Source organism: Acidovorax facilis (assembly GCF_050626955.1).
Taxonomy (GTDB): Bacteria; Pseudomonadota; Gammaproteobacteria; order Burkholderiales; family Burkholderiaceae_C; genus Acidovorax; species Acidovorax facilis.
Genome location: NZ_CP192460.1, coordinates 1,188,621 through 1,211,222 on the forward strand (window position 1 = coordinate 1,188,621; position 22,602 = coordinate 1,211,222).

Genomic DNA, 22,602 nt, shown 5'->3' on the forward strand with positions numbered 1-22,602 from the left:
GGCTCGCCGGGGATCTCGGTCCGGCTGCCAATGCGTGCAGGCCGGTGATCTGAAGGAATTATGACAGGAAAAAAAGCGGGAGATTCACGGGATCCGAATTCGGTCTGTGTCTGGCGCTGCAAGTGGTGTCGTGAAAACAAACAACCCCGCGTGCATGGGCAGGCGCGGGGTTGTGGGTGCGGATCAGGCCAGTTGCTGATCGATGAAGGCGGTCAGTTGTGCCTTGCTCATGGCGCCGACCTTGGTGGCGGCCAGCTGGCCGTCCTTGAACAGCATCAGTGTGGGAATGCCGCGAATGCCGAACTTGGCGGGGATCTCGCGGTTTTCGTCCACATTCATCTTGGCGATCTGCAGCTTGCCCTGGTAGGTGCCTGCCACTTCGTCCAGGATGGGGGCAATCATTTTGCAGGGGCCGCACCATTCGGCCCAGTAGTCCACCAGCACGGCGGAGCCGGGTTGCAGCACGTCGGCTTCAAAGCTGGCGTCAGAGACATGTTTGATGAGTTCGCTGGCCATGGCGGATTCCTTGATTTTGAGCGGGTTGTGACCGGTGTACGTTTAAAGTCTGGGCATTGTGACAGAAACCAATCCCACGTTCACCGGTGTGGCCGGGCCTTGCGACGCTATGACAGTCATAGCGAAAAGCGATCAAACCAGTGGGTTTGCTGTCGCCAGCACCGCCTTGTGGCAACGTGCTCTGGCCCAGGTTGCCGCACATGCCCAGGCCCATGGCGCCCATTTGGCGCGCACAGTGGTGTTGGTGCCCTACGCCCAGCTCATGCCCTGGGCCCAGCGCCACTGGGCGCTGCAGTTTCCGCAAGGCTTTGCGCCGCGCTTTGAAACCACCCGCAACTGGGCTCGCCAGTTGCAGGTGTTTGAGCCTTCGGCCGACGACTTTGCGGGCGACGTGGCGCGCGACACCCTCACGGCCCGCGCCTTGCTCGATCGTGTGGGGCAGGGCGCCCAGCGCGAGATGCTGGCCACGCCCCTGCAAGAAGCCGCCGCCCAACTGGCCACCGCCGTGGCCGCTGTGCCCCCCGCGCAGCGCGCGGCCTGGGGCGACGAGGCCCGCAAACTGCTGGCCACCGCCGACGAGGGCAGCAGCCTGCATTACGAGGCCCTGGCGGCGCGCCTGGCGCTGGAATGGGTGCTGGCCTCACGCCACGCCACTGATGTGCTGTTCGAGCCCGGTGTGCGCGCGGCGGTGGATGCGCTGGTGGTGCTCGAAGGCTTTCAATCCGACGCGCTGCCCCAGGCCCTGCTGGCCCATTGGGGCGAGCAGGGGGCTTGTGTTGCGCTGCCAGCATTGGTCGATGAAGCTCCCGCGCCGCCAAAACGCTCTCTGCATGCCGCCACCGATGCCGAAGACGAAGCCCACCGCGCCGCTGCCTGCGTGCTGGCCCATGTGCGAGATGGCCGGGTGCCCGTCGCGCTGGCCGCCACCGACCGCGCACTGATCCGCCGCGTGCTCGCTCACCTGGACAGCAGCGGCGTGCTGGTGCGCGATGAAAGTGGCTGGATTCTCTCGACCACACGCGCTGCTTCGCGGGTCATGGCCGCGCTGCAGGCCGCTGCGTGGAATGCCTCGTCCAACGAGGTGCTGGACTGGGTCAAACACACCCCCGCGCTGATGCCGGGCGAGGTCAACCGCCTGGAGCAATGGCTGCGCAAGGGCGTGGTGCAGCACTGGAGCGCCGCCACCGCGCGGGATCTGAGTGCGCAGCCCCACCTGGCCCGCACCGTGGCCACCGTGGAGGTCTGGCGCGACACCCTGCGCACCGCTCGCCCGCTGGCGCAGTGGCTGCCCGCCCTGCGCGCCGTGCTGGAGCAGGCGGGCCAGTGGCAAGGACTCTCGGCCGACCCGGCCGGCATGCGTGTGCTGGCTGCCCTTCGCCTGCAAGACGGCCAGCAGGCCGAGCTGGACGCCTGGGGTGACAGCGCGGGCCGGCGCATGACGCTGGCCGAATTCACCCGATGGGCCAAGGACGTGCTCGAAGCCGGGCGCTACGTGGCCGCGCAGGCCGCCGATGCGCCCGTGGTGGTGGTGCCCCTGCCGCAACTACTGGCCCGTCCCTTTGCCGCCGCCGTGCTGCCGGGCTGCGATGAAAAGCGTTTGCAAGCCGCACCTGAGCCATCAGGCGACTGGTCGCAGGCTCAGCGCGATGCCTGGGGCCTGCCCACACGCCAGTCGCTGGAGGCCGCCCAGCGGGCCGCCTGGGCCCACGCCCTGCGCACGCCCGTGGTGGACGTGCTGTGGCGCACCGGCGACGAGGGCGGTGAGCCCCTGTTGGCCAGCGCCCTGGTGCTGGCCCTGCAACTGGATGGCGCCGCTACACCCGGCACGGACGACCGTGCGTCCCGTGCAGTGGCCGCCACCCCCACACTGCGTCCCCAGCCCGTGGGCCAGGCGTTGCCGGTGGCGCACCTGTCGTCCACCACGTATTCCGACCTGCGCCATTGTCCGTACCGCTTCTTTGCACAGCGCCAGCTGGGTCTGCGCGAGGCCGAGGAACTGGATGCCGAAGTGGACAAACGCGACTTTGGCAACTGGCTGCACGCCGTGCTGCAACACTTTCACGAGGCGTTGCTGGCTGAGCCCACCGACCACCCGGACGAGCGCCGCACCCGCATGGACGCCGCCGCCGAGGCTGTCACCCGCGAACAGCGGTTGCAAGACGGAGACTTTCTGCCCTTTGCCGCAGGCTGGGCGCAACTGCGCGACGGCTACCTGCAATGGCTGGCAGGGCACGAGCAGCGGGGCGCCACCTTCCGCCAGGCCGAGGTCAAGGCCCGCCAGCCGCTGGGCGACCTGGAGCTGGTTGGCACCCTCGACCGAATCGATGGTGTCTCGTCCACTGGCGAGCCCACGGTACTGGTCATTGACTACAAAACCGAAAGCGACAGCGTGACCCGCCAGCGCATCAAGAGCGGAGCGGAGGACACGCAACTGGCCTTCTACGCCGCCCTGCTGAGCCACGACACCCTGCGCGCTGCCTACGTCAACGTGGGCGAGCGCGGCGAGACGCAAATGCACGAACAGGACGAGGTGGTGCACCTGCGCGATGTGCTGATCGAAGGCATCCAGCACGACATGGCCCGCATCGCCGCCGGTGCGCCGCTGCCCGCGCTGGGCGAGGGCTCGGTGTGCGAGTTCTGCGCCGTGCGCGGCCTGTGCCGCAAAGACTACTGGGCGGACGCTGAACAGGCGTTGCCTGCGCAAGAGACGCCATGACCGTCAGCATTCCACAACCCACCCAGGCCGCCTACGAACACAACGGCCGCCCCGTTTCGCGCGAAGCCTTCTACGCCATTGCCTGCGACCCCGCACGCAGCGTGGCGGTGGAGGCCTGCGCGGGGGCGGGCAAGACCTGGATGCTGGTCTCGCGCATGCTGCGAGCGCTGCTCGACGGCTGCGCGCCGCACGAGATCCTGGCCATCACCTTCACCAAAAAGGCCGCGGGCGAGATGCGCCAGCGCCTGCAAGAATGGTTGGAGCAGTTCAGCCACAAGCCGCTGGAAGAACTGACGGCCGAGCTGATTGCACGCGGAATCAGCCCCCAAGGCGCGCTGGAAAAGCGCGAGGCGCTACAAAATCTATACCACCAGCTGCTCGAAGCGGGCCGCCCGGTGCAAATCCGCACATTCCACAGCTGGTTTGCCGCGCTGCTGGGCACAGCCCCGCTGGCGCTGCTGCAGCAACAGGGCCTGCCCGCGCACTTTGAGCTGCTCGAAGACGATGCCGAGGCCGTGCGCGAGGTCTGGCCCCCGTTCTTGCAGACCGTGGCCGAAAGCGCCAGCCTGCGTGCCGACTATGAAGCCGTGGTGGCCCGCCACGGCCGCTCGCAAACGCACAAGGCGCTGGCGGCGGCACTGGCCAAGCGGGTTGAGTTTGATCTGGCCGACGCGGCAGGCGTGGTGGATGCATCCGTGCCGCCCTTCCAGCAGGCATACCCCGAGCTGGCCGCGTTGGTCGAGCCCGCCGAGGCCCTGCAGACCAAAGCCGCCCTGCAACGCTGGCGCAACTGTGCCAGCGCTCTGGGCGCAGAGGCCAACAAGACCCCGCAGAAGGCGGCGGACGCCATCATCGACGCGCTGGGCTGCACCGACCTGAACCAGCGCCTGGACATGCTGCGCAAGGCAATGTTCGTCGCCAAGGAAGACCGCCTCTCCAAGAACCTGGAGAAGTTCCCCGCCGCGCAGGAGGCCGAGCCCGAGTTGCGGCGCCTGCTCACCGCCCGCCGCCAGCACGAGGCCTGGCAGCACCAGCAGCGCATGGCCCGGCTGGCGCGCTGCCTGATTGCGCAGTTTGTGGCCGTCAAGCAGCAGCACGGCTGGGTGGACATGAACGATGTGGAGCGCACGGCCCTGGTCATGCTGGCCGACCCGGTGCTCAGTGGCTGGGTGCAGGAGCGGCTGGACGCGCGCATCCGCCACTTGCTGGTCGATGAGTTCCAGGACACCAACCCGCTGCAGTGGCAGGCGCTGCACGCGTGGCTGTCCGGCTATGCGGGCTCGGGCGGTGGTTCGGCCGCGCCCAGCGTGTTCATCGTGGGCGACCCCAAGCAGAGCATTTACCGCTTTCGCCGCGCCGAACCACAGGTGTTCATCGCTGCGCAGGCGTTTGTGCGCGATGGGCTGCGCGGCGACCTGCTCAGCTGCGATCACACGCGCCGCAACGCACAGGGCGTGATTGCCGCGGTCAACGCCGTCATGGGCCAGGCCCAAGCCCAGAACGAGACCACTGGCTTCCGCGACCACACCACCGAATCGAAACACCCCGGCCAGTTGCTGCGCCTGCCTGCCATCACCGACGCGGACGACGACAGCCAAGGCGCAGGCCGCGACCCCCTGGCCTGGCGCGATAGCCTGACCGAACCCCGCCACGAGGCCGAAGAAACCCAGCGCATGCGCGAGTGCACCCAGGCCGCCGCCTGGGTGGCTGCGCAGATTGCCAGCGGCACCCCGCCCAAAGAGGTGCTGGTGCTGGCCCGCAAGCGTGATCGCCTGGCCAGCATGCAAGACGCCCTGCGCGCCCTGCACCTGCCCTGTGTGCAGCCTGAAAAGGCCGACCTGTTCGACGCACCCGAGGTGCAGGACATGGTGGCGCTGCTGGATGCACTGGTCTCGCCGACGCACGACCTGTCACTGGCCCGCGCGCTCAAGTCGCCGTTGTTTGGCGTGGGCGATGATGCGCTGGTGGCCTTGGCCGTGCTGCGCCGCCAGCCGGAGCATGCGGGCTGCAGCTGGTTTGATTTGCTATTAAAAAGTGAGCTGCTTGCGCTTGACTTGAAAGCGCTGGGGACTGTTTTGACTCAATACCAAGACTGGGTGAGTGGCCTGCCGCCGCACGATGCGCTGCATGCCATCTACGAGCACGGTGACGTGCTGGCCCGCTTCGCCGCTGCTGCCCCGGTCACCCAGCGCCAGGCAGTGCAGGCCAACTTGCGAGCGCTGCTGGCGGCATCGCTGCAGCACGATGGCGGCCGCTACCTCACGCCCTATGCGTTTGTGCGGGCCATGAAGAAGGGCGGCGTGCGCGCGCCTGGCCGGGCCGATGCGCAGGCCGTTTGCCTGCTGACGGTGCACGGCGCCAAGGGGCTGGAGGCCGACTGCGTGCTGCTGCTCGACACCGACACCCGCCCGCAAAAAGCCGAGACCATGGGTGTGCTGGTGGACTGGCCTGGCGAGCAGGCCGTGCCGTCGGCCTTTGTCTTTCTGGCCAGCGAATCGAACCCGCCGCCCAGCGCAGAAGCCGCGCTGGCCGCCGAGCAGCAGGCCCGCAGCCGCGAGGAGCTGAACATGCTCTACGTGGCCATGACGCGCGCCAAACATTGCCTGGCGCTGTCGTCCGTGTTGCCCAGCAATTCGGCGCCGGGCAGTTGGTGGAACCGACTGGCACCACTGGTGACCGAGGTGGACACGGGCACGGCCCCTGCGCTTTCCGCTGAAGCCGGTGCGACCCCCGACACCTTCACCATCGCCGCGCTGCACCCCCTGCCCGAAGCCCTGCAAAGCGCCCGCACCAAACCGGGTGCTGCAGCTGCCGACCCCACCAGTGCTACGCCCGTGGCCATGCCTGGCGACGCCGAGTCCACCCCCCTGTCACGCCAGGGCGACGCCATGCACCAGCTGTTGGAGCAGGCCGGTGTGGCCGGTGCCCCGCTGGCCGACCTGCGCACCCACGGCTGGCCTGCTGCGCGCATTGCAAGGCTGGCCAGCGACCACGACATTGCCCCTGCAGCGGCCGAGTTGGCGGCCCGCATGGCACAGGGCATCCTGGCCGGGGAGGGCGCCTGGGCGTGGGACCCGGAGCAGGTGCAGACCGCCATCAACGAAGCCCCGCTGCATTACCAGGGCCAAAGCCTGCGCATCGACCGGCTGGTGCTGCGCCGTGCCCTGTCTGCAGATGACGCCGTGGCAGGCTGGTGGGTGCTCGATTACAAAAGTGCCGCCCAGCCTCAGCGCCAGCAAGCGCTGGTGGCGCAACTGCAGCGCTACCAAGAAGCCGTACAGGCCCTGATGCCGGGCGAGGCCGTGCACGCGGCCTTCCTCACAGGCGATGGGCGTTTGGTGCGGGCAGGCGGCGGGCCCACCCCTGCCGCCGTCGGGCATACTCTCGCCCCCGCTGCCCCCGCTGCCCCCGCTGCCCCCGCTGCCCCCGCTGCCCCCGCTGCCCCCGCTGCCCCCGCTGCCCCCGCTGCCCCGGCAAAGCCCGAGCGTCCACGCCCCGCGCCGGGGCCTGCAGATTCTGCGCAAGGCTCTTTGTTTTGACCCGCACCCAGGGCTTCCAACCCGCGCAACGCCCCCATTTTTAGCAAGGTTCTCCTGTGTCTCACACCCTTTCTCCTTCCGATTCACCCGTCGCACCAGCCCTGCCTATGGGGACTTTGCGGTGCGATGTGGCCATCGTCGGCGGTGGCCCGGCGGGCCTGATGGCGGCCGAGGTGCTGGCCCAGGCGGGGGTGGCCGTTCATCTGTTCGACGCCATGCCTTCGGTGGGGCGCAAGTTTCTGCTGGCGGGCAAGGGCGGGCTCAACCTCACACATTCCGAGCCCCATGCTCCGTTTGTCAGCCGCTATGCAGAGCGCCAGCCTCAGCTCGAACCTTTGCTGCAGGAATTTGGCGGGCCCGAGGTCCGGGCCTGGGCGCAAGGCCTGGGTGTGGAGACCTTCGTGGGCACCTCCGGCCGCGTGTTCCCCGCTGACATGAAGGCCGCGCCCTTGCTGCGCGCCTGGTTGCAGCGCCTGCGCGGGCAGGGCGTGGTGTTCCACATGCGACACCGCTGGCTGGGCTGGTCGGACGATGGTGCCCTGCGTTTTGCAGCCCCTGCGGGCGAGGTGCCTGTGGCCGCCAGGTCGGTGGTGTTGGCGCTGGGCGGCGGCAGCTGGGCACGCCTGGGGTCGGATGGTGCCTGGGTGCCGCTGCTGGCGCAGCGCGGTGTGGCTGTGGCGCCGCTGCGGCCCTCCAACTGTGGTTTTGACGTGCTGCGCGCCGATGCGCCGGCGGGTGAGACGCGCCGCGCGTTCTTGCAGGAGCTGATCGGCCGCACCCCCGTTCCCGCTGTGGGCTGGACGCCCCATTTTGTCGAGCGTTTTGCCGGCCAGCCCTTCAAGACGGTGGCGCTGGCTTTCACCGACAGCCAGGGCCGCACGTTCAGCCGCAGAGGTGAATTCGTGGCCACAGCGACAGGCGTCGAGGGCAGCCTGGTCTACGCCGCGTCGCACCTGCTGCGCGATGAGATCGAGGCCCACGGCCATGCCACTTTTCATCTGGATTTGCTGCCCGACCACACGCCGGAACGCGTGCTGGTGGAAGTGCGCCATCCACGCGGATCACGTTCATTGTCCAGCCACCTCAAGAGCCGTCTGGGGCTCGATGGCATCAAGGCGGGCATCCTGTATGAACACTTGGGCAAGGACGGCATGAACGACCCGGTGGCTCTGGCACACGCCATCAAGGCACTGCCCATCACGGTCGTGGCCACACGGCCCATCGACGAAGCCATCAGCACCGCCGGTGGTGTGGCTTTTGAGGCGCTGGACACGCACCTCATGGCCCATGCCTTACCGGGCGTGTTCTGCGCGGGCGAAATGCTCGATTGGGAGGCGCCCACCGGGGGCTATCTGCTCACGGCCAGCTTGGCCAGTGGCCGCGTGGCGGGGTTGGGCGCGCTGCACTGGCTGCGCCAAGCTGCCGGAACTTGAACACGCTGAACGAAAGGTGCTTGCGCCTGAGGCGAAGGGCCTGGCCTCGCCAGGCAAGAGGACATCGCGAAGGATGTCGCCTATGGGAGGGGGCTGCGCGACAGCGCAAAAAAAGAAGTTGACGAGCCTTACCCCCGGCACTGACTCCACAGTTAGGGCTGCTTGGTTCCCCACCTGACCCGGTTGGCCGCTTCACCATGCGAGGAGGCCCGTCACCGTCGATTGTACGACGGATGCGGATGCACTTTTCTGAACAGCCCCGCTGCCGTGGGCGCTGGAAGGACACTCGGCACAGCCCGTAGAATCTGCCGAATGTCCTACCTCGTGCTCGCCCGCAAGTACCGCCCCCGCAATTTCACCGAAATGGTGGGGCAGGAGCATGTGGTGCAGGCCCTCACCAATGCGCTCAACACACAGCGCCTGCACCATGCCTACCTGTTCACAGGCACGCGGGGTGTGGGCAAGACGACGGTGTCGCGCATTCTGGCCAAATCGCTCAACTGCCAGGGGCCCGACGGTCAGGGCGGCATCACCGCAACACCCTGCGGCGTGTGCTCGGCCTGTACGGATATCGACAGTGGTCGCTTCCCGGATTACACCGAGCTGGATGCTGCATCGAACCGGGGTGTGGATGAGGTGCAGAGCCTGCTGGAGCAGGCGGTCTACAAGCCAGTGCAGGGCCGCTTCAAGGTCTTCATGATCGACGAAGTGCACATGCTCACGAATACGGCGTTCAACGCCATGCTCAAGACGCTGGAAGAGCCTCCTGAATACCTCAAGTTCGTGCTGGCCACGACCGACCCGCAGAAGGTGCCGGTGACGGTGCTGAGCCGCTGTCTGCAGTTCAACCTGCGGCCCATGGCGCCCGAGACGGTCCTGAGCCACCTCACGCAGGTGCTGGCGTCGGAAAACGTATCGTCCGAGCCCCAGGCTCTGCGGCTGCTGTCGCGCGCCGCGCGGGGCTCCATGCGCGATGCACTGTCGCTCACCGACCAGGCCATCGCTTTTGGCAGCGGCCAGTTGCAGGAAGCCGCCGTGCGCCAGATGCTGGGCGCGGTGGACCGCTCCTACGTGTTCCGCCTCATCGGCGCGTTGGCCGAGGGCGACGGCAAGACCGTGGTGGAAACCTCGGACACGCTGCGTCTCAATGGCCTGTCGGCCGCCTCCACGCTCGAAGAAATGAGCGCCGTGCTGCAGCGTATGGCGGTGTTCCAGGCCGTGCCGCAGCTGGCAGGCGCCGTGGATGCCGACGACCCCGAGGCCGCAGAAACGGCCCGTCTTGCCGCGCTGATGCCTGCTGACGAAACCCAGCTGCTCTACAGCCTGTGCCTGCACGGGCGCGGTGAACTGGGTCTGGCGCCCGATGAGTACGCGGCACTGACCATGGTGCTCCTGCGCTTGCTGGCGTTCAAGCCTGTAAGCGGTGTTGGCGGCGTTGGCGAATCGGCTGAAAAAAAAACTCTGACGCGGGCTGAAGCGGCGTCTTCCAGCCCACCAGCAGCGGTTTCTGCCGCTCCCGCAGCGGCTGCCGTGGCGGTGCCAGCCCCCGTGGCGCGAACGGCGCCGACGCCCGCGCCTGCTCCCCAGGTGCCACCAGCGGTGCCTCCCGCAGCGCCTGCAGCAGGTGCCTCGCCCGCATTGCCACCGGAGATTTCTGCAGAACCCGCCGAATCCGTGGACTCCTCGGAGCCACCACCCTGGCCAGGCTCGGAAGAGCCGGGTGCTGCATCACCTGCAAACTCCGCCGCCACGGCACTGCCGGTGCGTACGCCCGAGAGATTTGGGCAAAATCAGCGTCCAGCGCAACCTCAGCAAGCGCAAGGCGCTCCTGAATATGTAGCAATCCCGGTGCGTGAATCGCCCGAACCAGGGGAGCGTCTGCAACCGTTGCCGCTTTCTGCGCCCACGCCCGTCTCTGCGCGCTACACGCCCACCGAGGAGGGCGATGTCTGGCATGCCACCGTGCAGCAGATGGTGGCGGCAGAATCGATTACCGCCCTGGTGCGCGAACTGGCCCTGCAGTCGCAACTGGTGGCGCGCGACGGAGGCCACTGGCTGCTGCGTGTGGAGCGTGAGTCGCTGAACCAGCCTACTGCACGCGAGCGCCTGCGCGCCGCGCTGGAGGCTGCGGGCCATGCCACCCAGATCAGTGTGGAGGTGGGCCACGTCATCGACAGCCCCGCCCGCCGCAATGCCGCTGCCGCGGCCGAGCGCCAGCGCCGTGCTGAGGAGATTGTGAACAACGACCCCTATGTGCAGTCGCTGGTGCGCGACTATGGCGCGAGAATCGTGCCGGGCAGCATCAAGCCTGCGTGAGATGAAGCGCCCCCTGAGTCGCCTGCGGCGCCTTCCCCCTCTCTCGCTTCGCGGGAGGGGGACGCACTCGGTGGCTTGGCAAAGCCAGCTCCACGAGTGCACTGGATTGGCGTGTGCCAGTTTCGAGGGCCGCTGACATTGCACAGCACAATACCGTGCATCTCGGATACCGAATCTCTCTCCCTTCGTGGGAATCGATCAACCAGAAAGAAAGCAAAGGAAACCACACCATGTTCAACAAAGGACAACTTGCAGGCCTCATGAAGCAAGCCCAGGCGATGCAGGACAACCTCAAGAAGGCGCAGGACGAGCTGGCCTTCATCGAGGTGGAGGGTGAATCGGGCGCGGGCCTGGTGAAAGTGGTGATGACGTGCAAGCACGACGTCAAGCGCATCACCATCGACCCGAGCCTGCTGGCCGAAGACAAGGACATGCTGGAAGACCTCGTTGCGGCGGCGTTCAATGCTGCGGTGCGCAAGGCGGAAGAGACTTCTTCGGAGAAGATGGGCAAGCTCACCCAAGGCATGCCAGGCCTCCCCGGCGGCATGAAATTCCCTTTCTGAGGGGTGGCTACCGAGCGGGCCATCTGCGTCGTTGGGCGGTGCTCGCCATCCTCACGTACTTCAAGTACGTTCCGGTGGCTGTGCTCCGTCCGCCTAGCAGCTGATCCCGCTCGCTACGCCCTTGGGGGCGGGGTGTGAAGGCAAGGACCACATGCCTGTTGTTTTGCCTGCATCCGTTCGGGCTGAGCTTGTCGAAGCCTTGCCCAGCTCGCTCCTCACCTCTTTCCTGCATCGCTCGTTTCCATGTCCACCACCAACTCCCTCGACGTTCTGATCCAGGCGCTGCGCCGCTTGCCGGGGGTGGGGGTGAAGTCTGCGCAGCGCATGGCGTTTCATTTGCTGCAGCATGATCGGGAGGGGGCGCTGGCCTTGTCGCGGGCGCTCGGCGATGCGGTGGGCACCGTGCACCATTGCGCGCGCTGCCACACATTCACCGAGGCCGAGGTGTGCAGTACCTGCCTGGACCCTGAGCGCGATGCGACGCGGCTGTGCGTGGTCGAGACACCGGCCGATCAGTCGGCGCTGGAGCGCACGGGGGCATTCAAGGGGCTTTACTTTGTGCTGATGGGGCGGCTGAGCCCCCTCGATGGCATTGGCCCCAAGGAAATTGGCCTGCAAAAGCTCATGGACCGGGCCACCGACGGCACCGTGCAGGAGGTCATTTTGGCGACCAACTTCAATGCCGAAGGAGAGGCCACGGCCCATGTGATCAGCGAGGCGCTCAGGAGCCGGGGGCTGCACGTGACACGGCTCGCGCGCGGCGTGCCCGTGGGCAGCGAGCTGGAGTACGTGGACCTGGGCACGATTGCGCATGCGCTGGTGGATCGTCGCTAGGTGTTTGTTCGCGAAACTTGTGCCTGCGGCGGCTAGAATACTCATAATTTAATAGCTGCTAGCGCTTGTGTATCAAGCGCTAGAGCCAAAAAAGGCTAAAAAATGAATACCACCATGCATGTCGCACGGTTCACAGTGGCCTACTGGTGCGTGCTGATCGCAGCCCTGCTTCCCATGGGCTGCGCCTGGCTGGCCAAGAGTGGCAGCTTCGGCAAGTCGCGCAAGGACGGTGGCTTTGACAACCGTGACCCCCGCGCCTGGATGGCTCGGCAGACCGACTGGCGGGCCCGCGCCAATGCGGCGCAGGCCAACAGTTTCGAAGGCTTGCCGTTCTTCATCGGTGCCGTGATCATCGCGCACCTGCTCGGGGCGGGGCAGACGTTGCTGGACATGTTGGCGCTGCTGTACGTCATGCTGCGCATCTTCTACATCATGATGTATGTGTCCGACATGCCCACCGTGCGCAGTGTGGTCTGGGCCGCAGCGTTTTTGGTCAATATCGGCATCCTGTTCGTCGGCTACCGCTGATCTTTGCCAGCCCGGCCTTTGAACAAGGGCTGGCGCCACTCTTTCGGGGGCTGCTGGTCGGGCTCCAGTTTCTTTCAACCCTGGTACGTAGAAACCCGCAGGGATTCCCCCTGATGCGGGTTTGTGGGCTCTGGGGCACGATTGTTGCAATGCAGCATTACTGTTTCCACTGATTCTCACGGATTGTCATGACCCGCCCCTTGCTCACCCGCCGCGCCTTTGGCGCCGTCTCCGCCCTGTCGGCGGCGGGGGTGTTTGCGCCTGCCATTGTGCGGGCGCAGGCAGAGGGGGCAGCAGCGTTGGGCAACGTCACCATTGCCGTGGGCGGACAGGGCGTGCTCTACCACCTGCCGCTGGCGCTGGCCGACCAGCTGGGCTACTTCAAGGCGGAAGGTCTGGACGTGACGGTGCGCGATTTTTCGGCCGGCGCCCTGGCCCTGCAGGCGGTGCAGGAGGGTGGGGCCGATGTCTGTGCCGGAGCCTTCGAGCACACCATCCGGCAGCAGGTGCGTGGCCAGTCCTACCGCTCGCTGGTAGTGATGGGGCGTGCGCCTCAACTGGCGCTGGGGGTTTCGCAACGCTCGCTGCCTGCGTACAAGGATCTGGCGGATCTGCAGGGACGGCGCATTGGCGTGTCATCGGTGGGGTCGTCTACGCACCTGGCGGCCAGCGTGGTGCTGGCCCGAGCGGGCATGGGGCCGCGTGATGTGGCGTTTGTGGGCGTGGGATCTGGTATGGCCGCGATGAATGCGCTGCGTTCCGGACAGGTGCATGCGCTGTGCCATGCCGACCCGATCATGACGCTGCTGGAGCAAAAGGCAGACACACGCATTGCCGGCGACATGCGCTCACTCAAGGCCGCGCAGGAGATGTTTGGCGGCGCCCTGCCAGCCAGCTGTCTTTATGCGCCGCAGCCCTTCCTGCAAAAACATGCCGCCCAGGCCCAGGCACTGGCCAACGGCATCGTGCATGCCCTCAAATGGCTGCAGACCGCTGCCCCGGCAGACCTTGTCAAGGCGGTGCCTCCGGGCTACCTGATGGGAGACCGGGGGCTGTACCTGGCGGCCTTCAGCCGGGTGCGCGAGACCTATTCGACCCACGGGATGATGCCCGACGATGGCGCAGCCACGGCCTTGCGCGTGCTCTCGCGCGTGCACCCCGAGTTGGCGGATTTCAAGGTGGAGCTGGCACGCACCTACACCAACGATTTCGTGCGCAAGGCGCGGCAGAAATTCAACGTCTGAGCTTGCGCGCCGGATACCCGCTGGGCCACTTTAGGGGTAACCGCAGGGGAGCGGTGGCAGTGCAGGACCCAGATTGATCAGTGGATGCAGCGCGCTGTCGCAATGCGTCGGCATCCGGGTCGGGAAGATGGCTTACATTCGTCGGCGTTCGGTTTGCCGTAGCCTCGGCCTACCAGTCATCTACCTCACCAGGATTGCTCCATGTCTTTTACCCTCAGCATCGGCCCGCTTGTCTCTTTGATCGCGGGCATTCTCATCCTCGTCATGCCCCGTCTGCTCAGCACCATCGTGGCGCTGTACCTCATCATCATGGGCATTCTGGGGCTGCTGGGCATGCACTCGCTGAAGTTCTGAGGCGCCTGGTGACGCCTTCTTGCGCGCTGCCCGCGGCGTTTCAATGGCGTTTTAGCGGCGCTTGACCTTGGAGGGGGTTCCCCCTCGGCGTACAGGCGCAGCAGCCGAGCGCTTGTCAGATCCGGAGCGGGCCACCGTTCCACGCGCCTGCGTGGCCTGTCGCACGGGCAGGTATACGACCACCTGCTCGCCGAGCTTGAAGGCCGCACTGGCGCGCACGTCGTTCCAGTCGGCCACGCTGGCAGCGCTGAGCTTGTAGCGCCGGGCAATGCTGGCCACGGTTTCACCCTTGCGGGCTCGCACCGTGGTGCGGCGGGTCACGATCTCTGGCGAGAAAGCGACCTGGCCGTTGTCTGCCAGGTGCGAGGAGACGTCCTGCCGGATGGCGGATGAACGCGGGACCATCAACGCCGAGCCTGCCTTGATCAGCATGCGGGGAGGAATGTTGTTGATGCTGCGCAGGTCGTTCTCGCTCATGCCTGCCCGCTGCGCGGCTTCCGAGACCGTCATGGTGGAGGGCACGGACCACACGGTCCAGCTTGCATACTGGCCCTCGCGGCGCGCTTCAAGGTTGCGCTGGAACACCTTGGCGTTGTCCCAGGGCAGCAGGATTTGTGGTGTACCGGCAGCCAGAATGACAGGCTTGTTGAACGACGGGTTCAGCGCGCGGAAATCTTCCTCGCGAATGCCTGCCAGCGTGGCCACCAGCGCAACGTCGATGTCATGGGTGATGTCCACCGTCTGGAAATAGGGGTGGTTTTCGATGAGGGGCAGCTCGGTGCGGAAGGCCTCGGGGTTGGCTACGATGTTCTTCACGGCCTGCAGCTTGGGCACATACATGCGGGTTTCGGCCGGCATGTTCAGGTCGGTGTAGCTGGTGCCCAGTCCCTGCTTCTGGTTGCGGGCAATGGCCCGGCCTACGCTGCCTTCGCCCCAGTTGTAGGCGGCCAGGGCTAGGTGCCAGTCGCCAAACATGCCGTAGAGCTTTTGCAGGTAGTCGAGTGCAGCGCGCGTGGATGCGAGCACATCGCGGCGGTCGTCGCGGAAGGCGTTCTGCTTGAGGTCGAAATAGTTGCCGGTGGCGGGCATGAACTGCCACATGCCGGCCGCCTTGGCGCTGGACACAGCCTGCGGGTTGAACGCGCTTTCGATGTAGGGCAGCAGTGCCAACTCGGTGGGCATGCCGCGTCGCTCCAGCTCTTCAACGATATGGAAAAGGTACTTGCTGGAGCGCTCGGTCATGCGCTGCATGTAGTCGGGTCGCGTGGCGTACCACTGCTCGCGGTCCTGCACCAGTTCGTGCTGCAGGTCTGGCATGGCAAAGCCTCGGCGGATGCGGTCCCACAGGTCGGCGGGGGCCGAGAGCGATGCGACCTCGCCGCTGGAGGCCTGCGCGGCGGTGATGGGCCTGAGCGGGCCGTTGGGGATGACGGGGGTGTGTGCGGTCCGGGGTGGTGCACCGGTGGGTGTGGAGGGTGCGCTGTCAGCCGCGCTGTCCTGCGAAGGCCCGGTGGTGGCGCAGCCCGTGAGCCAGAGCGCGCACGCCAGGCAGGCGATGTGCAAAATTTTCATCGAAACTCGTTTTTCCATTGACGCAGTGCGGCCAGTACCGCCACGGCATCGTCTTGATTCACCTTTGCGTCGTAGCCATGGGCCGCCTGGGCCACTGCAGGCTGTCGCACGCGCAGGAAGGGGTTGATGTCTTGCTCCAGGGCCATGCGCGACGGCAGTGTGGGCTGGTGGTGGGCCCGCAGTGCTTCGCACTGGCTGCTGTAGTGGAGCAAGGCCGCATTGCCGGGTTCCACGGCCCGCGCAAATTTCAGGTTGGAGAGGGTGTACTCATGGGTGCAGCATACGCGGGTGTTGCCGGGCAACGCCGCCAGCTGGTCCAGGGAGTTCAGCATTTGGGCGGGCGTGCCTTCAAACAGCCGGCCACAGCCGCCCGAAAAAAGCGTGTCGCCGCAGAACAGCAGGGGCTCCCCGTCGATGTCGGGGCAGTAGTAGGCAATGTGGCCAGCGGTATGGCCAGGCACATCCATGACTTCGAACCGAAGTCCCATGGTTTCCACGGCATCACCGTGCGCCAGGCGGTGCAGCGGCTCGGGGATTTTCTCGCGTGCGGGGCCGTAGACCACGGCGCCGGTGGCGCTGCGCACGGCAGCCACACCGCCGACATGATCGGCATGGTGGTGCGTGACTAGAATGGCCTTCAACTGCACGCCAAGGTGCTGCAGGGCCTGCAGCACAGGCGCGGAATCTCCCGGGTCCACAACGATCGCCTGGCGGCCGTCGTGCAGCATCCAGATGTAGTTGTCGGTAAAGGCGGGCAGCGGCAGCAAGTTCATGAGCGATCAAATTATAGGTTTGCACCACTGGTTCGATTCCCCGCCGGGCCGGTACCTGCTGGCGTGGGAGCAGGCGCGCTTCGATGAGGCGGTGGCCGATATCTTTGGCTACCACAGCCTGCAGCTTGGAATGCCCTTGCTGGATGGCCTTCGCACCAACCGCATGCCGCACCAATGGCTGGCGCTGGGGCAGGAGGCGGTGCGGGGTTCCATCGCCTTTCTAGAGACCGGTAATGGCGATGCCCCCCTGCAGCGCCGCGCGGTGGATCTGCTGACAGAGCCCGTGGCCTTGCCGTTTGCGGCGGCGAGCCTCGATCTGCTGGTGCTGCCCCATACCCTGGAGTTGAGCATTGACCCCCACGCCGCCCTGCGTGAAGTGGAGCGCGTGCTCGTGCCCGAGGGCCGGGTGGTCATCAGCGGGCTGAACCCGACCAGCCTGTGGGGGCTGCGCCAGTGGCGTGCCCGCATGATCCAGCGTCTGGGTGGGGGCACTTTGTACCTGCCGGATGTGGGCGAGTTCATTGGCTACCGGCGCCTGCGCGACTGGCTCAGGCTTTTGAGTTTTGAGGTCGAGTCGGCCCGGTTTGGCTGTTATCGTCCGGCGGTGCGCAGCACCCAGTGGCTGGAGCGTTTTGGCTTCATGGACCCGTTGGGCGAGCGGTGGTGGCCTATTTTTGGCGCGGCTTATTTTCTGGTGGCGGTCAAGCGGGTTCACGGCATGCGTTTGCTGGAGCCCGCCTGGCGGTCCAGCCGACAGCGTGCCGCCTCCACAGTGCCCATTGCCAACCGGGCAGGCCCGGCGGGTGCAACGGGTAGCACCTCGCGCATATTCACAGACAGCGACGACAGAGACAGGAACACAGTTTGAACCAGGTAGAGATATACACAGATGGCGCCTGCAAGGGCAACCCCGGCCCTGGGGGATGGGGTGCATGGTTGCGTTCGGGATCGACAGAAAAAGAGCTTTTTGGGGGTGAGCTGGGCACCACCAACAACCGCATGGAGCTGATGGCCGTGATCGAGGCGCTGTCGGCCTTGAAGCGCCCCTGCGCCGTGACGCTGTACCTCGACAGCGAATATGTACGCAAGGGCATCACCGAGTGGATTCACGGCTGGAAGGCCAAGGGATGGCGCACGGCCTCCAAGCAGCCGGTCAAGAATGTGGAGCTGTGGCAGCGGCTGGACGCGCTGGTGAGCACGGCTGGTCACCGTATCGAATGGCGCTGGGTGAAAGGGCATTCGGGCGATCCAGGCAACGAGCGGGCCGATGCACTGGCCAACCGGGGTGTCGAAAAAGCCCTGGGGCGTGGGTGACGGTGGGCGTCTATCGGTGCGCAGCGTCTGTGCACCACGGCATCAGAAGCCCCCTCCGGGGCTTTTTTTGTCTCTGCAGCATGTAAAGCCTGCGTAAATCTGCCGCAATTGCCCTTGTGGGTATGCCAAGGTTTGCTGCAGCGCAAGACACGCACTGATACATTGTTTGGCTGCCTTCCCCACATCACCCGCTTCATCGACCCATGGCGTCCAAGAACAAATACATCGTTTTCGCTGTCATCGGCATCGCTGCCGCGTCGGGCGCAGCCTGGTGGCTTCAGAAACCGGCCCAGTCCGTGCGCAGCGAGGCGCCTGCCGACGGCAGGGGTGGCGCCGCGCCGGCTGGTGCGGCGGCCAAGGGTGGGGGCGCAGGCCGCCCCGTGGCGGTAGAGGCCGTGGCCGTGCGGCAGATGGCCTTGCGCGACGATGCCGAGGCCGTGGGCAGTCTGCGGTCGCGCCAGAGCGTGGTGCTGCGCCCCGAGGTGAGCGGTCGCATCACGGCGCTCAACTTTCGCGACGGCGAGCGCGTGCGGCGCGGGCAGGTGCTGGTGCAGTTTGACGACCAGTTACCCCGCGCCCAGGTGCAGCAGAGCCAGGCCGAGCTCTCCATCGCCCAGGCCAACCACAAGCGCAATCAGGAACTGGTGGCCCAGGGCTTCATCAGCCAGCGTTCGGTGGATGAAAGTGCCGCCAACCTCGAAGTGGCGCGGGCCAAATTGTCCTTGGCGCAGGCCACGGCCTCGCGCCTGAAGATCGTGGCGCCGTTTGACGGCATCGCCGGTATTCGCGGGGTGAACGTGGGCGACTACCTCAAGGACGGTGCCGACATCGTCAATGTCGAAGACCTGGATGTGGTGTATGTGGACTTCCGCCTGCCCGAGCGTTTGCAGAGCAAGGTCCGCACGGGCCAGACCGCCCAGGTGGCGTTCGACGCCTTGCCCGGCGTGCGCTACAGCGCCGTGGTGCAGGCCATCAACCCCCAGATTGACGCCGATGGCCGCTCGGTGGTGGTGCGCGGCTGCATTGACAACCGGCGTCTGCAGCTGCGCCCCGGCATGTTTGCGCGCGTGACGGCCGTGTTTTCCGAGCGCAGCGATGCCCGGGTGATCCCCGAGGAAGCCATCGTGCCCGACGGCAGCAGCCCGTATGTGTTCAAGATTGTGGATGGCAAGGAGCCTGGCAGCCGCGTGGCGCGGCGCACACCCGTCAAGCTGGGTGCGCGCACCCCCGGGTTTGTGGAAGTGGTGGATGGTCTGGCCATGGGAGATGTGGTGGTGACCGCAGGCCAGCAGCGCATCCAAAAGGATGGCACCCCAGTGCGTGTGGTGGAACTGGGCAAGCCAGGCAAGCAGAGCAATGGCGGTGCGCCATCACCAGCGCGCGCAGCCGCCTCGGCCGGGGCGGCAGGTGCAGACCGTGCTGCAGGTGCCGTGGCACCAACCGATGCACCAACGCCCACCGGGGCTGGCAGCGCCAGCAGCCCCCGGGCAGCGGCGCAGCCGATGGCAACCGCACCCGTTGCCAATGCTGCTACCGCCGCCGCTGCCACTGCCACTGCAGCATCGGCCAATGCCGTAGTGGCGCCGTTGCCCGGCCCTAATCCTTGCCAGCTTGCGGGCAGGCCCGGCCGCGCACCACAAGGCAGCCCACGCCATCCTGCGTGATCGATGAAGTTCCAGGACTGCCATGCAACTCGCTGAAATATCGATACGCCGACCGGTCTTTGCGACCGTGCTCTCGCTGCTGGTGCTGCTGATCGGCGCCGTGAGCTTCACGCGCCTGTCGGTGCGCGAATACCCCAAGATCGACGAACCCGTGGTCACCGTCAGCGTGCGTTATGCGGGCGCGTCGGCCGAGGTGATCGAATCCCAGGTCACCAAGCCGCTCGAAGACTCCATTGCGGGCATTGACGCGGTGGACGTCATCACCTCCATCAGCCGGGCCGAGCAAAGCCAGATCAGCGTGCGCTTTCGCCTCGAAAAAGACGCCGACAACGCCGCCGCCGAGGTGCGCGACCGCACCGCGCGGGTGCGCAACCGCCTGCCCGATGCTGTGGATGAGCCCGTGATCGCCAAGGTGGAGGCCGATGCCTCGCCCGTGATGTGGCTGGCTTTCAGCAGCGAGACACGCACGCCGCTGGAGATCAACGACCTCATCAACCGCATCGTCAAGCCCCGGCTGCAGACGGTGACCGGTGTGGCCGATGTGCCCATCTACGGCGAGCGGAAATACGCCATGCGCGTGTGGCTGGACCCCGAGCGTTTGGCGGGCTACCGCCTGACCACGCAGGACGTGGAAGACGCCATCCGCCGCAACAACCTGGAGCTGCCCGCAGGTCGCATCGAGTCGCAGCAGCGCGAGTTCAGCGTCACCTCGCAGACCGACCTGGCCACGCCGTTGCAGTTTTCCGAGGTGGTGATCCGCACCGTGAACGGCTTCCCGGTCCGTATCCGCGACGTCGCGCGGGTGGAAGAGGGCGCCGCCAGCGACCGCAGCCGCGTGCGCCTGAACGGGCGCGAAGCCATTTCCGTGGGCGTGATCCGACAGGCCACCGCGAACCCGCTGGAGCTGTCGCAGGGCGTGCGCGCCATGCTGCCCACGCTCAAGGCCGACCTGCCACCGGACATCGGCATCGACATTGCCAACGACAACTCGCTGTTCATCGACCGGTCCATCAAAAGCGTCTACACCACCATTGCCGAGGCCGTGGTGCTGGTGGCCCTGGTGATCTTTGTCTTCTTGCGTACCTTCCGCGCGTCCATCATTCCCATCATCACCATCCCGGTGAGCCTGGTGGGCAGTTTTGCGCTGATGTCGCTGGCGGGTTTTTCGATCAACACCCTCACGTTGCTGGCGCTGGTGCTGGCCATCGGCCTGGTGGTGGACGATGCCATCGTGATGCTGGAGAACATCTACCGCCACATCGAGGAAGGGCTGGACCCGTTCTCAGCCGCCATCAAGGGCGCGCGCGAAATCGGCTTTGCCATCGTGGCCATGACGCTCACGCTGGTGGCGGTGTATGCCCCGCTGGCCTTTACCCCGGGCCGCACGGGCCGGTTGTTTGTGGAATTCGCATTGGCCTTGGCGGGCGCGGTGGTGGTGTCCGGCTTCGTGGCGCTGACGCTGTCACCCATGATGTGTTCGCTGCTGCTCAAGCACAACCCGAAGCCCAACTGGTTCGACCGCTCGATGGAGCGCTGGCTCACGGCCTTGTCAGACGCTTATGGCCGCCTTTTGCGGTGGCTGGTGACGGCCCGCTGGTCGGCCAAGGGCAGCGAGCGCGGGGGCGTGCGCGGCGCCATCTTCCAGGCCCGCTGGATCGTGCTGGCGGTGATGGCGGTGAGTGGTGCGGCGCTGGTGGTGGTTTACCCCAGCATGCGGCAAGAGCTGTCGCCGCTGGAAGACCGGGGCACCATCCTGGCCAGCGTCACCGCCCCCGACGGCGCCACGCTGGACTACACCAACCGCTACGCACTGGAGCTGGAAAAGATCGGCCAGGACTACCCCGAGTTCGACCGCATCTTCGCCAACATCGGCAACCCCACCGTGGCCCAGGGCAGCGTGATCTACCGCACTGTGGATTGGGAGAAGCGTGACCGCACCACGCTGGAGCTGGCGCGCGAACTGCAGCCCAAGGTGTCGGGCTTGCCTGGCGTCAACGCCTTTCTCATCACGCCGCCGTCGCTGGGTCAGGGCTTTCGCTCGCGTCCGCTCACCTACGTGATCCAGACCTCGGACAGCTACGAAAACCTCAACGCCGTCACCAACGCCTTCATGGCCGAGATCGCGCAGAACCCCGGCATCGTCGGCCCCGACGTGGACCTGCGGCTGAACAAGCCCGAGCTGCGCATCGAAGTCAACCGCGAACGCGCCGCCGACCTGGGCGTGAGCGTGGATGTGGTGGCCAAGGCCATCGAAACCATGCTGGGAGGGCGCACAGTGACGCGCTACAAGCGCGATGCCGAGCAGTACGACGTGATCGTGCAGACCGAGGCCAGGGGCCGCACCACGCCCGAGAACATCGACACCATCTACGTGCGCGGCCGCAACGAAGCCATGATCCCGCTGTCCAGCCTGGTCAACGTGCGCGAAAGCGTGAGCCCGCGCGAGCTGAACCACTTTGGTCAGCGCCGCTCGGCCACCATCACGGCCAACCTGTCGCCTGACTACTCGCTGGGCGAGGCGCTGAGCTTCATGGACGCCACGGCGGCGAAAGTGCTCAAGCCCGGCTACACCACCGAACTCAACGGCACCTCGCGCGAGTTCAAGAGCTCGCAGGGGGCGCTGGGCATCGTCTTCGTACTGGCTTTGGTCTTTATCTTCCTGGTGCTGGCCGCGCAGTTCGAGAGTTTCATCGACCCGCTGGTCATCATGGTCTCGGTGCCGCTGTCGATGATTGGTGCGCTGCTGGCGCTCAAGTGGAGCGGCGGCTCGCTCAACGTGTATTCGCAGATCGGGCTGATCACGCTGGTGGGGCTCATCACCAAACACGGCATCTTGATCGTGGAGTTCACCAACCAGCTGCGTGAGCAGGGCATGGAGATGGTGGATGCGCTCGTCAAGGCCTCGGCCCAGCGCCTGCGCCCCATCCTGATGACCACCGGCGCCATGGTGCTGGGAGCCATCCCGCTCGCGCTGGCTTCAGGCGCGGGCGCCGAGACGCGCACGCAGATCGGCTGGGTGATTGTGGGAGGCATGTCGCTGGGCACGCTGCTCACGATCTTTGTGGTGCCCACCATGTACACCCTGTTTGCGCGCAAGGCAGTGCCGGGTGCGAACACGGCCGTGGCTGCCGAGGAGCCTGAGCATCCGCTGCACCCGCCGCACGATTACGTGGCCAAGTAGCCATGCGGAGCCCCAACGGCGGAGCGTTGCGACCCAATAAGAAGCCCCGATGGGG

16 protein-coding genes and 1 other RNA gene are annotated in these 22,602 nt (G+C 66.3%); 13 read left to right on the top strand and 4 right to left on the bottom strand.

Annotated features, from left to right (window positions below; translation table 11 throughout):
- Positions 1 to 183: 183 nt before the first annotated feature.
- Entirely contained in the window at positions 184 to 516 is a 333-nt protein-coding gene (gene trxA / locus ACQ4MJ_RS05380) for a thioredoxin TrxA (protein ID WP_008906761.1), read from the bottom strand.
- Between the two features lie 109 nt (positions 517 to 625).
- Here trxA and ACQ4MJ_RS05385 point away from each other — a divergent pair, with 109 nt between their 5' ends.
- The 3 genes from ACQ4MJ_RS05385 (at position 626) to ACQ4MJ_RS05395 (ending at position 8,204) form a co-directional block, all read left to right on the top strand.
- Positions 626 to 3,232 carry a PD-(D/E)XK nuclease family protein gene (locus tag ACQ4MJ_RS05385; protein WP_431149623.1) on the top strand — a complete coding sequence of 869 codons (2,607 nt, stop codon included), beginning with the start codon at positions 626 to 628 and terminating at the stop codon, positions 3,230 to 3,232.
- A complete protein-coding gene (locus ACQ4MJ_RS05390) occupies positions 3,229 to 6,771 on the top strand; it encodes a UvrD-helicase domain-containing protein (RefSeq protein ID WP_431149621.1) in 3,543 nt (1,180 codons plus the stop codon). The genes ACQ4MJ_RS05385 and ACQ4MJ_RS05390 overlap by 4 nt, the downstream gene beginning before the upstream one ends.
- 107 nt (positions 6,772 to 6,878) lie before the next feature.
- Positions 6,879 to 8,204 carry a TIGR03862 family flavoprotein gene (locus ACQ4MJ_RS05395; RefSeq protein ID WP_228897765.1) on the top strand — a complete coding sequence of 442 codons (1,326 nt, stop codon included), beginning with the start codon at positions 6,879 to 6,881 and terminating at the stop codon, positions 8,202 to 8,204.
- A gap of 117 nt (positions 8,205 to 8,321) precedes the next feature.
- Here the strand turns inward: ACQ4MJ_RS05395 and ffs are convergent.
- Positions 8,322 to 8,418, bottom strand: an RNA gene (gene ffs, locus ACQ4MJ_RS05400) — signal recognition particle sRNA small type.
- 98 nt (positions 8,419 to 8,516) lie between these two features.
- Between ffs and dnaX the strand changes: the two genes are divergently transcribed.
- The 6 genes from dnaX to ACQ4MJ_RS05430 all read left to right on the top strand — a co-directional run bounded on the left by dnaX (position 8,517) and on the right by ACQ4MJ_RS05430 (position 14,043).
- The gene (gene dnaX / locus ACQ4MJ_RS05405) at positions 8,517 to 10,520 is read left to right on the top strand and encodes a DNA polymerase III subunit gamma/tau (RefSeq protein WP_218300270.1); all 2,004 of its coding nucleotides are present in this window, start codon (positions 8,517 to 8,519) and stop codon (positions 10,518 to 10,520) included.
- Between the two features lie 230 nt (positions 10,521 to 10,750).
- Positions 10,751 to 11,083, top strand: a complete 333-nt coding sequence (locus ACQ4MJ_RS05410) for a YbaB/EbfC family nucleoid-associated protein (RefSeq protein WP_055398201.1) — start codon at positions 10,751 to 10,753, stop codon at positions 11,081 to 11,083.
- A gap of 243 nt (positions 11,084 to 11,326) precedes the next feature.
- Positions 11,327 to 11,917: a recombination mediator RecR gene (gene recR / locus ACQ4MJ_RS05415; RefSeq protein WP_121505989.1), complete on the top strand. Its 591-nt coding sequence runs from the start codon at positions 11,327 to 11,329 to the stop codon at positions 11,915 to 11,917.
- Between the two features lie 102 nt (positions 11,918 to 12,019).
- Complete coding sequence (locus ACQ4MJ_RS05420) at positions 12,020 to 12,445, top strand: MAPEG family protein (protein ID WP_121420522.1); 426 nt, start codon at positions 12,020 to 12,022, stop codon at positions 12,443 to 12,445.
- 188 nt (positions 12,446 to 12,633) lie between these two features.
- A complete protein-coding gene (locus tag ACQ4MJ_RS05425; protein WP_121505991.1) occupies positions 12,634 to 13,689 on the top strand; it encodes an ABC transporter substrate-binding protein in 1,056 nt (351 codons plus the stop codon).
- A 201-nt stretch (positions 13,690 to 13,890) separates the two neighbouring features.
- Positions 13,891 to 14,043 carry a DUF3096 domain-containing protein gene (locus tag ACQ4MJ_RS05430; RefSeq protein WP_082437438.1) on the top strand — a complete coding sequence of 51 codons (153 nt, stop codon included), beginning with the start codon at positions 13,891 to 13,893 and terminating at the stop codon, positions 14,041 to 14,043.
- Between the two features lie 51 nt (positions 14,044 to 14,094).
- Here ACQ4MJ_RS05430 and ACQ4MJ_RS05435 read toward each other — a convergent pair whose 3' ends face one another.
- The gene (locus tag ACQ4MJ_RS05435; protein WP_431149618.1) at positions 14,095 to 15,615 is read right to left on the bottom strand and encodes a transglycosylase SLT domain-containing protein; all 1,521 of its coding nucleotides are present in this window, start codon (positions 15,613 to 15,615) and stop codon (positions 14,095 to 14,097) included.
- Positions 15,612 to 16,388 (bottom strand): hydroxyacylglutathione hydrolase, encoded by a 777-nt coding sequence (gloB, locus tag ACQ4MJ_RS05440; RefSeq protein WP_218300265.1) that lies wholly within the window; start codon positions 16,386 to 16,388, stop codon positions 15,612 to 15,614. The genes ACQ4MJ_RS05435 and gloB overlap by 4 nt, the downstream gene beginning before the upstream one ends.
- On the opposite strand from gloB, the gene ACQ4MJ_RS05445 reads away from it, so the two are divergent.
- The 4 genes from ACQ4MJ_RS05445 (at position 16,387) to ACQ4MJ_RS05460 (ending at position 22,547) form a co-directional block, all read left to right on the top strand.
- Complete coding sequence (locus tag ACQ4MJ_RS05445; protein ID WP_238385594.1) at positions 16,387 to 17,256, top strand: class I SAM-dependent methyltransferase; 870 nt, start codon at positions 16,387 to 16,389, stop codon at positions 17,254 to 17,256. The two genes, gloB and ACQ4MJ_RS05445, sit on opposite strands and share 2 nt — an antisense overlap.
- On the top strand, positions 17,253 to 17,702 hold the full coding sequence (rnhA, locus tag ACQ4MJ_RS05450) for a ribonuclease HI (RefSeq protein WP_055398194.1): 450 nt from the start codon (positions 17,253 to 17,255) through the stop codon (positions 17,700 to 17,702). Before ACQ4MJ_RS05445 ends, rnhA begins: the two co-directional genes overlap by 4 nt.
- A gap of 203 nt (positions 17,703 to 17,905) precedes the next feature.
- Positions 17,906 to 19,366 (top strand): efflux RND transporter periplasmic adaptor subunit, encoded by a 1,461-nt coding sequence (locus ACQ4MJ_RS05455; protein WP_431149615.1) that lies wholly within the window; start codon positions 17,906 to 17,908, stop codon positions 19,364 to 19,366.
- Between the two features lie 22 nt (positions 19,367 to 19,388).
- Complete coding sequence (locus ACQ4MJ_RS05460) at positions 19,389 to 22,547, top strand: efflux RND transporter permease subunit (protein WP_431149614.1); 3,159 nt, start codon at positions 19,389 to 19,391, stop codon at positions 22,545 to 22,547.
- The last annotated feature ends 55 nt before the right edge of the window (positions 22,548 to 22,602 follow it).